The organism is Klebsiella sp. M5al, assembly GCF_002090195.1.
GTDB lineage: Bacteria > Pseudomonadota > Gammaproteobacteria > Enterobacterales > Enterobacteriaceae > Klebsiella > Klebsiella grimontii.
Genome location: NZ_CP020657.1, coordinates 3598002 through 3612581, shown reverse-complemented (window position 1 = coordinate 3612581; position 14580 = coordinate 3598002). Strand labels below are relative to the sequence as shown.

The 14580-nt window shown below is 61.5% G+C and carries 11 protein-coding genes; 8 read left to right on the top strand and 3 right to left on the bottom strand.

Annotated elements, in window-relative coordinates:
• Positions 1-89 precede the first annotated feature (89 nt).
• Entirely contained in the window at positions 90-1190 is a 1101-nt protein-coding gene (gene chaA / locus BWI76_RS17410) for a sodium-potassium/proton antiporter ChaA (RefSeq protein WP_024357863.1), read from the bottom strand.
• Between the two features lie 265 nt (positions 1191-1455).
• Between chaA and chaB the strand changes: the two genes are divergently transcribed.
• Positions 1456-1686, top strand: a complete 231-nt coding sequence (chaB, locus tag BWI76_RS17405) for a putative cation transport regulator ChaB (RefSeq protein WP_004133373.1) — start codon at positions 1456-1458, stop codon at positions 1684-1686.
• 150 nt (positions 1687-1836) lie between these two features.
• Positions 1837-2517 carry a gamma-glutamylcyclotransferase gene (locus tag BWI76_RS17400; protein WP_004121796.1) on the top strand — a complete coding sequence of 227 codons (681 nt, stop codon included), beginning with the start codon at positions 1837-1839 and terminating at the stop codon, positions 2515-2517.
• 35 nt (positions 2518-2552) lie between these two features.
• On the opposite strand, the gene BWI76_RS17395 is transcribed toward BWI76_RS17400, so the two are convergent.
• Together BWI76_RS17395 and BWI76_RS17390 are read right to left on the bottom strand one after the other, a co-directional pair.
• Complete coding sequence (locus BWI76_RS17395; RefSeq protein WP_002910387.1) at positions 2553-2795, bottom strand: DUF1883 domain-containing protein; 243 nt, start codon at positions 2793-2795, stop codon at positions 2553-2555.
• Positions 2796-3033: 238 nt separating this feature from the next.
• Positions 3034-3387 carry a DsrE/DsrF/TusD sulfur relay family protein gene (locus BWI76_RS17390; RefSeq protein ID WP_004133377.1) on the bottom strand — a complete coding sequence of 118 codons (354 nt, stop codon included), beginning with the start codon at positions 3385-3387 and terminating at the stop codon, positions 3034-3036.
• A 68-nt stretch (positions 3388-3455) separates the two neighbouring features.
• On the opposite strand from BWI76_RS17390, the gene nasR reads away from it, so the two are divergent.
• From nasR to BWI76_RS17360, 6 genes are all read left to right on the top strand, one after another.
• A complete protein-coding gene (gene nasR / locus BWI76_RS17385; protein WP_004133379.1) occupies positions 3456-4646 on the top strand; it encodes a nitrate regulatory protein NasR in 1191 nt (396 codons plus the stop codon).
• 248 nt (positions 4647-4894) lie between these two features.
• Positions 4895-6151, top strand: coding sequence for a CmpA/NrtA family ABC transporter substrate-binding protein (locus BWI76_RS17380; protein ID WP_004133381.1), 1257 nt, complete (start codon positions 4895-4897; stop codon positions 6149-6151).
• A 1-nt stretch (position 6152) separates the two neighbouring features.
• Positions 6153-7037: a nitrate ABC transporter permease gene (gene ntrB / locus BWI76_RS17375; protein ID WP_064371823.1), complete on the top strand. Its 885-nt coding sequence runs from the start codon at positions 6153-6155 to the stop codon at positions 7035-7037.
• A 10-nt stretch (positions 7038-7047) separates the two neighbouring features.
• Complete coding sequence (locus BWI76_RS17370) at positions 7048-7836, top strand: ABC transporter ATP-binding protein (protein WP_004133385.1); 789 nt, start codon at positions 7048-7050, stop codon at positions 7834-7836.
• A 9-nt stretch (positions 7837-7845) separates the two neighbouring features.
• Positions 7846-11916 (top strand): nitrite reductase large subunit NirB, encoded by a 4071-nt coding sequence (gene nirB / locus BWI76_RS17365; RefSeq protein WP_074168750.1) that lies wholly within the window; start codon positions 7846-7848, stop codon positions 11914-11916.
• Positions 11916-14516, top strand: coding sequence for a nitrate reductase (locus tag BWI76_RS17360; protein WP_004132994.1), 2601 nt, complete (start codon positions 11916-11918; stop codon positions 14514-14516). The genes nirB and BWI76_RS17360 overlap by 1 nt, the downstream gene beginning before the upstream one ends.
• Positions 14517-14580: the final 64 nt, after the last annotated feature.

Here is a 14580-nt window from a genome sequence, read left to right as displayed (position 1 = left end):
TCGCGCCTGAAATGACAAAAGCCTGCCCGTTGCAAAACCGGCAGGCTTTTTTTATCTCCCCGGCAGAGGTAGAGGCCGCCGGGGGAGGCTCAGGCAAAAATGGTCATCAGGTAGGCGGCGAACAGCGCCAGGTGCGCCGCGCCGTTCAGCACGTTGGTGCGTCCGGTAGAGAACGAAATCTGGCACAGCAGCAGGGAGGCAACCATCACCACCATTTCCGGTGCCCCAAGGCCAAAGCGTAGTTCGTTACCGGTGAGGAAGGCGATAAGCGTTACCACCGGCACCGTCAGAGAAATGGTGGCCAGCACGGAGCCGAAGAACAGGTTCATCGCCCGCTGGACCTGATTGTTCAGCACCGCTTTCAGCGCGCCAAGGCCTTCCGGAGAGAGGATCAGCAGCGCGACCAGGAAGCCGGTAAAGGCCACGGGGGCGTTCATGCTGGTCAGCAACGTCTCAAGCGGATTGGCGTTCATTTTGGTTACGGCGATCACCGCAACCAGGTGTACCAGCAGCCAGGCGGTGTGCCACTTGCTGCTATGCGCCGACGGTTTGCCGTGGTGCGGGTCATCGTCGTCGCCGTCATCCTCGTGCTCGTAAACAAACAGGCTCTGGTGCGTTTTCGTTTGAATCAGCAGGAATACGCCGTACATGGCGGCGGAAATCAGCGCAACCAGCAGCGCCTGGCCGGTGGTGAAGTTAGCCCCGGGCAGCGCCATCGGGAAGACCAGGACGATAATCGCCAGCGGAAAAAGGGCGATCAGGTACTGTTTAAGGCCGAACAGATTCATATACTGGGTGGCGAATTTGCGCCCGCCCAGCAGTAAAGAAAAACCCACCAGCCCGCCGGTGACAATCATGATGATTGAATAAAGCGTATCGCGCATTAGGGTCGGCGCGGCATCGCCGGTGGCCATTAATGCGGAAATCAGGCTGACTTCGAGAATAACCACTGAAAGGCTTAAAATTAATGAACCGTAGGGTTCGCCAAGGCGGTGCGCCAGAACATCGGCGTGGCGAACAACGCTGAATGCGCTGCTCAGAATCCCGACCAGCGCCAGGATATTAATGGCAACGACCACTGGCAGTGACTGGCTGCTTCCCCAGAAAAACAGCACCGCCAGCGCCAGAACCGGAAAGGCGAGGGAGGTCTCCTTGTGGCGGGTCTTCACCGCCTCATGTGCATCGGTCATGAATTATCTCCAGGTATGCAGGTGTTATAATTATAGATATTGTAAGTTAATAAAATAACAGACATTGCGGGGACTATTTTGTTTTTTTACTTAAATTTACCACTCTGACTCTGTAAAAGTGGTAGATTGCCATAAACTGCGGTTACTATTTTTTTGTATTTATTATTCAGATAATTACTAAAACATCTTTCTCATTTATCTCTCGCCTTGCCAGCCGGTTGATCCTCTACCAGACTCACTATTCACCCTTAAACCGGAGGTTGCCATGCCCTATAGCAACAAAAGTGAATTGCCCGACAGCGTTCAGCACGTTCTGCCCGCGCATGCTCAGGAGATTTACAAAGAAGCCTTTAACAGCGCCTGGGAACAGTATAAGCATAAAGAAGACCGACGCGACGACGCCAGCCGTGAAGAGACCGCGCACAAAGTCGCCTGGGCGGCGGTGAAAAATGAGTACCAAAAAGGCGATGATGATAAGTGGCATAAGAAGAAGTAATCGCTTTTGCTACGACATGTGCTGCCTGAGCCCTTGCCCGCGGCTCGTTCATTGCTTATTGTCAAATAAAGCTGGATAATAATTCGGCAATACTTCACGGATGGCACCAGATCATCGCCGGGAAGCGGGCAGTGGCGGAGGTAGTAGAAAGTGTTAACGCGTGATTTCTTACTGAATGCGGATTGTAAAACAGCGTTTGGCGCTATTGAGGAATCGCTTCTTTGGTCGGCAGAGCAGCGGGCAGCCTCTTTAGCGGCGACCCTGGCCTGTCGTCCGGACGATGGCTCGGTGTGGATCTTTGGCTACGGTTCGCTGATGTGGAACCCGGCGCTGGAGTATCGTGAATCCTGTACCGGTACCCTACCGGGCTGGCACCGCGCGTTTTGCCTGCGGCTCACCGCCGGGCGAGGTAGCGCAACTCAGCCTGGCCGTATGCTGGCGTTAAAAGAGGGCGGGCGTACCACCGGCGTCGCCTATCGTCTGCCTGATGAAACCCTGGAAGAAGAGCTGACCCTGCTGTGGAAGCGGGAGATGATCACCGGCTGCTACCTGCCGACCTGGTGCAAGCTGGATCTGGACGATGGCCGCACCGTCAACGCATTAGTTTTTATTATGGACCCGCGTCATCCGCTGTTCGAGGCGGACACCAGCGCGCAGGTCATTGCGCCGCTGATAGCGCGCGCCAGCGGGCCGCTTGGCACCAACGCTCAGTATCTGTTCTCGCTCGATCAGGAGCTGCGGAAGCTCGGTATGCACGATGCCTGCCTCGACGATTTAGTCGGCAAGGTGCGTCATCTGCTGGGGGAAAGTAGCCAGCCTGGGCTGGCTTAAGAGTACATCGCCCGGGTTTCCCCGGGCGTTTGCTATCAGGCGGGAACGTAGCTTATTGAATGCTCCAGCGACTGGCTGTGGCTGTCGATAAGAACGTTCCAGGTGCCGCTGTAAGGCACGGTCAGATACGCGCTATCTCTGTCCTGTACGCTCAGAATATCCGCATGACTATCGCCAGGCACTTTGGCGCTCATCAGGTGAATATGGCAGCGTTCGGAACAACGCACCACCAACGTATCACCGCCAAACAACGTTAAACTTGCTTTTACCATTGCCATTTAATCTTAACCCCGTTTCTGTCTACAGCATCCTGCCAGCCCATTAACCCGCGTGATATTGTTCACACTTTGCTCTGTGCATAACACCAAAGGGGAGGGAGGCAGATGCTGATTTTGATCAAAAAAAAGAATAAAGATTAAACAAAAATGACGTTGTTCCTGAAAGCTTTCAGCTGGCATTGTTTTCGGTCACCAAACGCCGCCAGCTTGATATTTAATCCCGTTGAACGGGAGATATTTAGAAGGTCAGAACTTTATCCGCCGCCAGCGTCCACTGCGCCAGCTCGACGAGGGTACCAATCTCCACGCCGTCAATCAGCGGCAGCGCGCCGATCCCCCGGCCATCGGCGCAGGTTTTACACAGCCTCACCGGCACGTTTTGCGCGGTGAGGATCTCCAGCATCTGCTGAATGTTGTAGCCTTCCGCAGGCTTCTGGCCGCGCAGGCCGGCGGTCACCGCATCGGACATTAAAAACAGCTTCAGTTCGAGGTCCGACTGCTGCTCGCACAGGGCGATCGCCAGACGCAGGCTATTAAACAGGGATTCGCTGCCGTAGGCGGCACCGTTCGCGATAATCACAATACGTTGCATAAGGACTCCTTCTATAAGGCACGGTTATTGCTTGGCTGAAGTATAAAGCGTTAAGCCGGGAGAGGGGTATGAATAATATGGCGGGCAATACGCCTGAGGTGGTCGACTGGTTTGCGCGCGCGCGTCGCTTACAGAAGCAGCAGCTGCACCAACTGGCGCAGCAGGGGACGCTGGCAGGCCAGATAAGCGCGTTGGTGCATATGCTGCAGTGCGAGCGCGGCGCGTCAAATATCTGGCTGTGCTCGGGCGGCAGACTGTATGCGGCGGAGTGCCGGGCGGGCGCGGCGCTGGTCGATGAGCAGCTCACGCGGTTTTATGCGGCGCTGGAGCCCGCGCGCGACGCCGCCAGTAGCGCGCTATGCTGGCGCATTGCCTGCGCGGTGTGGTATCTGCCCCAGCTTGCGGCGCTGCGTAAACGCGTGCGCGACCGGGAGATTGCCGCCGAAGAGGCCACCGGGCAGTTTAGCCGCATTATCCGCCACTTGTTGAATATCGTACCGCAGCTCAACGACAGCATCGACGATCCGCAAATCGCCGGCCGCATGGTTGCGCTTTACAGCTTTATGCAGGGAAAAGAGCTGGCCGGACAGGAGCGCGCGCTGGGCGCGCTGGGCTTTGCCCGCGGGCAGTTCAGCGATGAGCTGCGTCAGCAGCTGGTGGACCGCATTGACGGCCAGCAGCCCTGTTTCGACAGTTTTCAGGCCCTGGCCCAACCGCCGCAAACCGCCCTGTTCGCTGAACAGTGCCAGGCCAGCCTGGAGATTGAACAGCTACGACGGGTTGCCTGCACCCGTCAGCCGCCGGCGGACGAGGGAGAAACGGCGCTGCGCTGGTTTTGCGCTCAGACTCAGCGCCTCGAACAGCTGCGCGGCGTGGAAGAACTGCTGATCGTTGATCTGCTTAACGCTGCGGACGCGCTGCTCGAGGGCGAAGAGCCGGAGGCTCAGCTACCGCCCGCTGACTGGCAGGAGGACAGTATAGCCCTGCGGCTGGATAAGCAGCTGTTGCCGCTGGTGCGCCAGCAGGCCCATGAGCTACAGCAGCTCTCCGGCCAGCTTGCGTCATTAAAAGATGCGCTTGAAGAGCGCAAGCTGATTGAAAAGGCCAAAAGCGTGCTGATGACCTACCAGGGAATGCAGGAGGAGCAGGCCTGGCAGGCGCTGCGTAAAATGGCGATGGACAAGAATCAGCGCATGGTTGAGATAGCCCGCGCGCTGCTGACGGTAAAGGCGCTATGGCGCGTAACCCCAAAGGAGTAGATGCACAATCAGCGGGCATTTATTGCCAGCCGACGGTGCATTTTTCGCTTTAAACGCGCCCGGGTAGTGAGCCAAAGCGCGTGAAATGGCCTTCGGCAAAACTGGCATTAGCTTTGCATAAGATAAAATGAGTGAATAAAAGGTTTTGGGCAGCGCGCCAATGGCGGCGCGTATGTCCAGGGATAAAGGCGTCCAGCGGTGCGTAAGCACCGCCGGGCGCTTTTTTTTTGCGCGTTTCTGGAGCGGTTATGGGCGATAAGTTTTCGATTTCACGGCGACGTTTATTACAGACGGGGGCGGCGCTGGGCGGCGCGATGCTGCTCCCCGGCATAATGCAGGCGGCGTGGGCGGCTGGGTCGGATAAACCGGAACAGACCACCGTGCGGGTGGGGTTTATTCCGCTAACCGACTGCGCTCCCTTAGCCATTGCCTCCCTGAAGGGGTTCGATAAAAAGTACGGTATCACCCTCGTGCCGAGCAAAGAGGCCAGCTGGGCCGCGGTGCGCGACAAGCTGGTTGCCGGAGAGCTCGACGCCGCGCACATTTTGTACGGCATGCTCTACGGCCTGGAGCTGGGGATCGCCAGTAAACCGCAGGCGATGGCCAACCTGATGACCCTTAACCGCAACGGCCAGGCGATTACGCTCTCCAGCGAGCTGCAGGAACAGGGCGTCACCGACCTGAGCGGGCTGAAAAAACGGATCGGTCAGCACGCGCCGGGCAGCTACACCTTCGCCCACACCTTTCCCACCGGTACCCACGCGATGTGGCTTTACTACTGGCTGGCGAGCGGCGGAATTAACCCATTCGCCGATATTCGCACCGTCGTCGTGCCGCCGCCGCAGATGGTGATGAACATGCGCATCGGCAACATGAGCGGCTTTTGCGTCGGCGAGCCGTGGAACGCGCGCGCCATTAACGATCGTATCGGCTTCACCGCCGCCACTTCTCAGGATATCTGGCCGGAACACCCGGAAAAAATTCTCGGCACCCGCAGCGAATGGGTTACGCGTCATCCCAACACCGCGCGCGCGCTGGTAGCAGCGCTGATGGAGGCCCAGCGCTGGATTGAAGCCTCCGCCGACAACACCCGCGAAACGGCGCGCCTCCTTGCCAGACGCGCGTGGCTGAACACCAAAGAGCAGTACCTCACCGGGCGCATGCTCGGCGAATACGACAACGGTATCGGCCGCCGCTGGCAGGACGCGCATCCGATGCGCTTCTACGAACAGGGGGAAGTGAGTTTTCCGTGGCTCTCGGACGGCATGTGGTTTTTGACCCAGTTCCGCCGTTGGGGATTGCTGAAGTCGGCGCCGGATTATCTGGCGGTGGCCCAGCGCATTAACCGGATTGACGTCTGGAAAGAGGCCGCCCAGGCGGTCGGCGGCATCAGCGCGCCGACGCAGGCGATGCGCAGCAGTACGCTGATCGATGGCAAGGTCTGGAATGGGGTCGATCCGGAAGGCTACGCCCGCAGTTTCGCGATTCAACGTAAGGGGGCATGAGATGAAACACGCATATAAACCGCAACCGCCGGCCAGCGCCGATAAAGCGCCCGGCGAAATTATTACCCTGCCGCCGCTGCAGGTGCGCAAAACCACGCCTCCGCTCAGCCGCTGGCTGCGCGATGTTACCCAACGTCTTCTGCCGCCGCTGCTCGGGCTGGGATTGCTGCTGCTGGGCTGGCAGCTGGCGGCGATGAACAGCAAAGGTTTCCCGACGCCGCTCTCCACGCTGGATTCGGCGCTGACCCTTTTCGCCGACCCGTTTTATCAGGACGGACCGAACGACATGGGCATCGGCTGGAACGTGCTGGCGTCATTGCAGCGGGTGGCGGTGGGGTTTGGCCTCGCCGCGCTGGCGGGAATTCCGCTCGGCTTCCTGATTGGCCGCTCGCTGTTTTTCGCGCGGATGTTTAACCCGCTGATTGCGCTGCTGCGCCCGGTGAGCCCGCTGGCCTGGCTGCCTATTGGCCTGCTGCTGTTCCAGAAAGCGGAACCGGCCTCCAGCTGGACCATTTTTATCTGCTCGATCTGGCCGATGGTGATTAACACCGCCGAGGGCGTGCGGCGCATTCCTGAGGATTACCTCAACGTCGCCCGGGTGCTGCAGCTTTCCGAATGGACGGTGATGCGCAAGATCCTCTTTCCGGCGGTATTGCCGGCGGTGCTGACCGGGGTTCGTCTCTCCATCGGTATCGCCTGGCTGGTGATTGTCGCCGCCGAAATGCTCACCGGCGGCTTAGGGATCGGCTTCTGGATCTGGAACGAGTGGAACAACCTCAACGTCGAAAACATCATCATCGCCATCGCCATTATCGGCGTGGTCGGTCTGCTGCTGGAACAGGGGCTGATGCTGCTCGCCCGCCGTTTTAGCTGGCAGGAAAAATAAGGAGTCGCAGATGAAACCATTAATTCAGGTCCAGGGCGTCAGCCAGCGTTTTAGCACCGCCAGCGGCGAATTCCTCGCATTGCAGAACGTCTCCTTCGACATCTACGAAGGGGAAACCATCAGCCTGATCGGCCACTCCGGCTGCGGTAAATCAACCCTGCTGAATCTGATAGCCGGGATAGCCCTGCCGACGGAGGGCGGCCTGCTGTGCGACAACCGCGAAATCGCCGGGCCGGGGCCGGAACGCGCGGTGGTGTTTCAGAACCACTCCCTGCTGCCGTGGCTGACCTGCTTTGACAACGTGGCGCTGGCGGTGGACCAGGTCTTTCGTCGCAGCATGAGCAAAGGCGAGCGCAAAGAGTGGATTGAGCACAACCTCGAGCGGGTACAGATGGGCCACGCCCTGCACAAGCGTCCGGGGGAGATCTCCGGTGGGATGAAGCAGCGCGTTGGCATTGCCAGGGCGCTGGCGATGAAACCGAAAGTGCTGCTGCTGGATGAACCCTTTGGCGCCCTTGATGCCCTGACGCGGGCGCATTTACAGGACGCGGTGATGCAGATCCAGCAGTCGCTGAATACCACCATCGTCATGATTACCCATGATGTGGATGAGGCGGTGCTGCTTTCCGACCGGGTGCTGATGATGACCAACGGACCGGCGGCGACGGTCGGGGAGATCCTCGACGTCAATCTGCCGCGACCGCGCAATCGCGTGCAGCTGGCGGACGACAGCCGCTATCACCATCTGCGCCAGCAGATCCTGCACTTCCTCTATGAAAAACAGCCGAAAGCGGCATAGGGGGCGGCGATGACGCGGCAACTGGTGATTATCGGCAACGGTATGGCGGCCACGCGCCTGGCGCAGGCGCTGGTGGAGCGGGATGCGCGGCGGTTTAGCATCACCATTATCGGCGATGAACCGCGCCAGGCCTATAACCGCATTCAGCTTTCGCCGGTGCTTGGCGCGGAGAAAACCGCAGGCGCGACGCGACTGCTGCCCGCAGAGTGGTATTCGCAACATAACGTCACGGTACGCGCCGGTGAAACGGTTACCGCGGTGGATATGGCGGCCCGTACGCTGCAGACCACCGCAGGCGAACTTGGCTGGGATGAACTGGTGTTCGCCACGGGGTCGCTGCCGTTTCTACCGCCGCTGCCGGGCATCACGCTGCCGCACGTTTTTGCTTTCCGCACCCTGGCGGACGTCGAAGGCATTCTGGCCATCGACGGCCCGGCGGTGGTCATCGGCGGCGGCGTACTCGGCGTGGAGGCCGCCGCGGCGCTACGTCGTCATGGTGACAGTGTCACTTTACTGCACCGCGGAAGCTGGCTGATGGAGCAGCAGACTGATGCCTTTGTCGGCGAACAGCTGCAAATGCTGCTCGCCGAGCGCGGGATCGGCTGCGTGATGGAGAGCCGTATCGCCGCCATTGATGAACATCAGGTGCTGCTGGAGGACGGCCGCGCGTTTGCCGCCTCGCGGGTAGTACTGGCGACCGGCGTACAGCCGAACAAACGGCTGGCCGAGCGCAGCGGGCTGGCGTGCGGTCGCGGAATTCTCGTCGACCGCCGGCTGGCAACCGCGCAGCCGGGAGTCAGCGCCCTCGGCGAATGCTGTGAAATCGACGGTCAGACCTGGGGGCTGGTGGCGCCGTGCCTGCGCCAGGCGGAGGTGCTGGCGGACCGCCTGTGCGCTATCCCTGGCGAGGATTTCCGCTGGCAGGATAGCGGCACCCGCCTGAAGGTCACCGACATTGAACTGTTCAGCGCCGGCGAGCTGCGGGCCGATGAGCAGGATGACGTTTATACCAGTTGGGATCCGCTGGACCGCCACTACCGTCGCCTGCTGCTGCGCGACGGTAAGCTGCGCGGCGTACTGCTGCTCGGGGATTGCAGCAGCGCCGCGCCCCTCACCGCTCTGCTGGGGGCGTCAGCGCCCGCGCCGGCAGAGTGGCTTTTCGACCCATCTTCAACGATGCAGCCGCGCGCTGTGGGACAAACTACGATGACAAAACCTGTATTAGTGCTGGTCGGACACGGTATGGTCGGCCACCATTTTCTTGAGCAATGCGTCAGCCGTGACCTTCATCAACAGTATCGGATTGTGGTGTTCTGCGAGGAGCGCTATGCCGCCTATGACCGGGTGCATCTGACGGAATATTTCGCCGGACGCAGCGCGGAATCGCTGTCGCTGGTGGAAGGGGATTTTTTCACTCAGCACGGTATTGAGCTGCGCCTGAGCGAATCGGTCGCCAGCATCGACCGCGAAGCGCGGGTGGTGCGCGATGCCTTCGGTCACGAAACCCACTGGGATAAGCTGGTGCTGGCGACGGGCTCTTACCCGTTTGTTCCGCCGGTGCCGGGCCATAATCTTGAGGGCTGTTTTGTTTACCGTACGCTGGACGACCTCGACCAGATTGCCGCCCGCGCCGCAACCGCCCGACGGGGCGTGGTGATCGGCGGCGGCCTGCTCGGGCTGGAAGCGGCCAACGCGTTGAAGCAGCTTGGGCTGGAAACTCACGTTGTCGAGTTTGCGCCGAACCTGATGGCGGTGCAGCTGGACAACGGCGGCGCGGCGATGCTGCGGGAAAAAATCAGCGAGCTGGGCGTCGGAGTGCACACCAGCAAGGCGACGACGGAAATTGTTCGCAATGAGCAGGGGCTGCAGCTGAACTTCGCCGACGGCAGCTCGCTGGCGACGGATATGCTGGTGTTCTCCGCCGGTATTCGCCCGCAGGACGCGCTGGCGCGCAGCGGCGGACTGAGCGTAGGTGAACGCGGCGGGATCTGCATCGACAACCAGTGCCGTACCTCCGACCCGGACGTGCTGGCGATCGGCGAATGCGCCCTGTGGGAGAATAAAATTTATGGCCTGGTGGCGCCAGGCTATCAGATGGCGCGCGCCGCGGCGGCCACTCTGGCGGGCGAGGCGGGCAGCTTTAGCGGCGCGGATATGAGCACTAAGCTGAAGCTGCTGGGCGTTGATGTCGCCTCGTTCGGCGACGCCCAGGGGCGTACCCCGGGCTGTCAGAGCTATCAGTGGACGCACGGGCCGCAGCAGGTCTACAAAAAAATCGTGGTCAGCGCGGATGGCAAAAACCTGCTCGGCGGGGTGCTGGTCGGGGATGCCGGCGACTACGCCACGCTGCTACAGATGATGCTTAACGGGATGGCTTTACCCAAACACCCGGAAAGCCTGATCCTTCCGGCGCTGGAGGGCAGCGCGCCGAAGGCGCTCGGGGTCGCGGCGCTGCCGGACGGCGCGCAGATTTGCTCCTGTCACAACGTCAGCAAAGGCGATATCTGCCAGGCGGTGAGCGGCGGCGCGGGCGACATGGCGGCGATAAAAAGCCGCACCAAAGCGGCGACCGGCTGCGGCGGCTGTAGCGCGCTGGTGAAACAGGTGATGGAGTACCAGCTTGCCGAGCAGGGCGTCGAAGTTAAAAAGGATATCTGCGAGCACTTTCCGTGGTCGCGCCAGGAGATCTATCACCTGGTTCGCGTCAACCATATCCGCACCTTCGAACAGCTGATTGCCCGTTATGGACAGGGCCACGGCTGCGAGGTCTGTAAACCTCTGGTCGCCTCGGTACTGGCCTCCTGCTGGAATGAATATCTGCTGAAGCCGGCGCATCTGCCGCTTCAGGACACCAACGATCGCTACTTCGCCAATATTCAGAAAGACGGCACCTATTCGGTGGTGCCGCGCATGGCGGCGGGAGAGGTGACGCCGGACGGTCTGATTGCGATCGGCCAGATCGCCAAACGCTATCAACTGTACAGTAAAGTGACCGGCGGCCAGCGTATCGACCTGTTCGGCGCGCGCCTGGAGCAGCTCCCGGCAATCTGGCGCGAGCTGGCCGAGGCGGGATTCGAAACCGGCCACGCCTACGGCAAATCCCTGCGGACGGTGAAATCCTGCGTCGGTTCGACCTGGTGCCGCTACGGCGTCCAGGACTCCACCGGCCTGGCGGTCACCCTCGAACATCGCTACAAGGGGCTGCGCGCGCCGCACAAAATAAAAATGGCCGTCTCCGGCTGTACCCGCGAATGCGCGGAAGCCCAGGGGAAAGATATTGGGGTTATCGCCACGGAGAAGGGGTGGAACCTGTACGTTTGCGGCAACGGCGGCATGAAGCCGCGCCATGCCGACCTGTTCGCCAGCGATCTTGATGAAGCCACGCTTATCCGCAGTATTGACCGGCTGCTGATGTTCTATATTCGTACCGCCGATCGCCTGCAGCGCACCAGTACCTGGATGGATAACCTTGAGGGCGGGGTCGACTATCTGCGCGAGATGATCCTCGAAGACAGCCTCGGCATCGGCGAAGAGCTGGAGCAGGAGATGGCGCGGGTGGTCGAGAGCTACCAGTGCGAATGGCAAACCACCCTTAACGATCCGCAGCGGCTGGCGCTGTTCCGCTCCTACGTGAACAGCGATGAGCCGGACGAAACCGTACAGCGGCAAACCCTGCGCGGCCAGCCGCAGCTGGCCCCCTTCGCGGCGCAGGGCGAACCGGCGCTGCCGTCGCGCCCGTGGCAGGCCATTTGCGATCTCGACGCCATTCCGCAGCAGGCGGGGATTGGCGCGCGGCTCGGCGAGCGGCAGATTGCACTGTTCCGCTTTGGCGACCAGGTGTATGCCCTCGATAACCTCGAACCGGGCAGCGAGGCCAACGTTCTGTCGCGCGGTCTGCTTGGCGATGCGGGCGGCGAACCGATCGTGATTTCGCCTCTGTATAAGCAGCGAATCCGCCTGCGCGATGGCCGCCAGTGCGACGGCGGCGAACAGGCGGTGCGCGCCTGGCCGGTCAAAGTGGAGAACGGCAAGGTGTGGGTTGGCAACCAGCAGCTGCTGGCGCGCGCGGAGGCCTCCTGATGACGGAAACCAGAACCACGTGCCCCTATTGCGGGGTTGGCTGCGGGGTTATCGCCAGTAGGGCGCCTCACGGTCAGGTGAGCGTGCGCGGCGATGAGCAGCACCCGGCAAACTTTGGCCGCCTGTGCGTTAAAGGAGCGGCGCTGGGCGAAACCGTCGGCCTGGAGGGACGAATGTTATTCCCGGAAGTCGACGGCGAACGCGCGACCTGGCCGCAGGCGCTGGCGGCGGCAGGTTCGCGCCTGCGGGAGATTATCGATCGGCACGGGCCGCAGGCGGTGGCGTTTTACGCCTCCGGCCAGCTACTCACCGAGGACTATTATGCGGCGAATAAGCTGATGAAGGGGTTTATCGGCGCGGCGAATATCGATACCAATTCGCGGCTGTGCATGTCTTCAGCGGTCACCGGCTACAAACGGGCGCTGGGCGCGGACGTGGTACCGTGCAGCTATGAGGACGTGGAAAACAGCGATCTGGTGGTGCTGGTCGGGTCGAACGCCGCCTGGGCGCATCCGGTGCTTTATCAGCGGCTGGCGCAGGCGAAGCGCGACAATCCTCAGATGCGGGTAGTGGTCATTGATCCGCGTCGGACCGCCACCTGCGATATCGCCGACCGGCATCTGGCGCTGGCCCCCGGCAGCGACGGCGGGCTGTTTGTCGGCCTGCTGAACGCCATTGCCGCCAGCGGCGCCATCAGCGACGATTTTAACGATGCGCAGCGGGCGCTGACCATCGCCCAGGACTGGGACCTCGACAAAGTGGCGCAGTTCTGCGGCCTGCCGCGCCAGCAGATTGCCGATTTCTACCGCGAATTTATCGCCGCCCCGCGCGCCATCACGCTCTATACCATGGGAATCAACCAATCCGCCAGCGGCAGCGATAAATGCAACGCTATCATCAACGTACACCTGGCCTGCGGTAAATACGGGCGTCCGGGCTGCGGGCCGTTTTCGCTGACCGGTCAACCTAACGCCATGGGCGGGCGCGAGGTGGGCGGCCTGGCGACCATGCTGGCGGCGCATATGAACTTTGAACCCGACGATTTACGGCGCCTGGCGCGATTCTGGGGCAGCGAACGTCTGGCGCAAACGCCGGGGCTGACGGCGGTGGAGCTGTTCGCCGCCATTGGCCGCGGCGAGGTAAAAGCGGTATGGATTATGGGCACCAATCCGGTGGTGTCGCTGCCGGACAGCCACGCGGTAAGCGAAGCGCTGGCGCGGTGTCCGCTGGTCATCATCTCCGATGTCGTCGCTGATACCGATACCGGACGCTTCGCCCATATCCGTTTTCCCGCGCTGGCGTGGGGAGAGAAGAGCGGCACGGTGACCAACTCCGAACGGCGGATCTCCCGCCAGCGCGCTTTCATGCCGCCGCCGGGAGAGGCCAGGGCCGACTGGTGGATCGTCGCCCGCGTGGCCGAGGCGCTGGGCTTCGGCTCCGCCTTTGCCTGGCAGCATCCGCACGAGGTGTTCAGCGAACACGCCGCGCTTTCAGGGTATGAAAACGATGGCCAGCGGGCGTTTGATATCGGCGGACTGGCGGATCTCAGCCGCGAAGCGTGGGATGCGCTGGAACCGGTGCGCTGGCCGGTGAGCCGCAGCGAAGCAGCCTGGAGTGTGCATAAGGGCTGGCATCGCGACGGTAAACTGCGGATGGTGCCGGTCGCGCCGCAACCTACCCGGGCGACCACCGATGCGTTCTATCCGCTGATCCTCAACAGCGGGCGGATCCGCGATCAATGGCACACCATGACCCGCACCGGCGCGGTGCCGCGTCTGATGCAGCATATTAACGAGCCGGTGGTGGAGGTCGCGCCGGCGGACGCGCAGCGTTATCACCTGCTGGAAGGTGAACTGGCGCGGGTCCGCTCACCGAAGGGGGTGATGGTCGCAAAAGTGACGATCGGCGACGGGCAACGGCCCGGGTCGCTGTTTGTGCCGATGCACTGGAATAATCAGTTTGCTCGTCAGGGACGGGTGAACAACCTGCTGGCTGCGGTCACCGACCCGCACTCCGGGCAGCCGGAAAGTAAACAGACGGCGGTGGCGATAGCCACCTGGCTTCCTGCGTGGAAAGGCGAGCTTTTTTCGCGCCAGCCGGTTCCGCTGCCCGCTTCGCTGCACTGGCGGCGGCGGGCGGCGCAGGGCATTATCCATCTTTCGCTGGCGGGGGATACCCGCTCCCGCGACTGGCTGGTGGAGTGGTGCCAGCGGCAGGGATGGCAGATGCAGGTAGCCGAGGGCGGCAAGGTCTGGAACCTGCTGGCGTGGCGGGCGGGAGAGCTGATGCTCGGCTGGTGGAGCGACGCCAGCGAGCCGGCTATCGATGCCGACTGGATTCACGCCGCGTTTCGCGTTCCGCCGCAGAACGCCGCCCGGCGCCACGCGTTATTGAGCGGCAGAAAAGGCGGCGTTGAGATGCCGCGCGGGCGTATTATCTGCAGCTGCTTTAGCGTGGGCGAACGGGCGATAGGCGAAGCCATTGCCGGCGGCTGCCGTACGCCCGGCGCGCTGGGGGGAAAACTGAAATGCGGCACCAACTGCGGCTCCTGCATCCCGGAGCTGAAAGCGCTGCTGGCGGCGAAGCTGGCGCAGGCCTGAGATTCAGCATATTCCTGGAATCGTCCGCAGGGCTGCGGGGGAGCGCAAAAAACGATAAACTCAT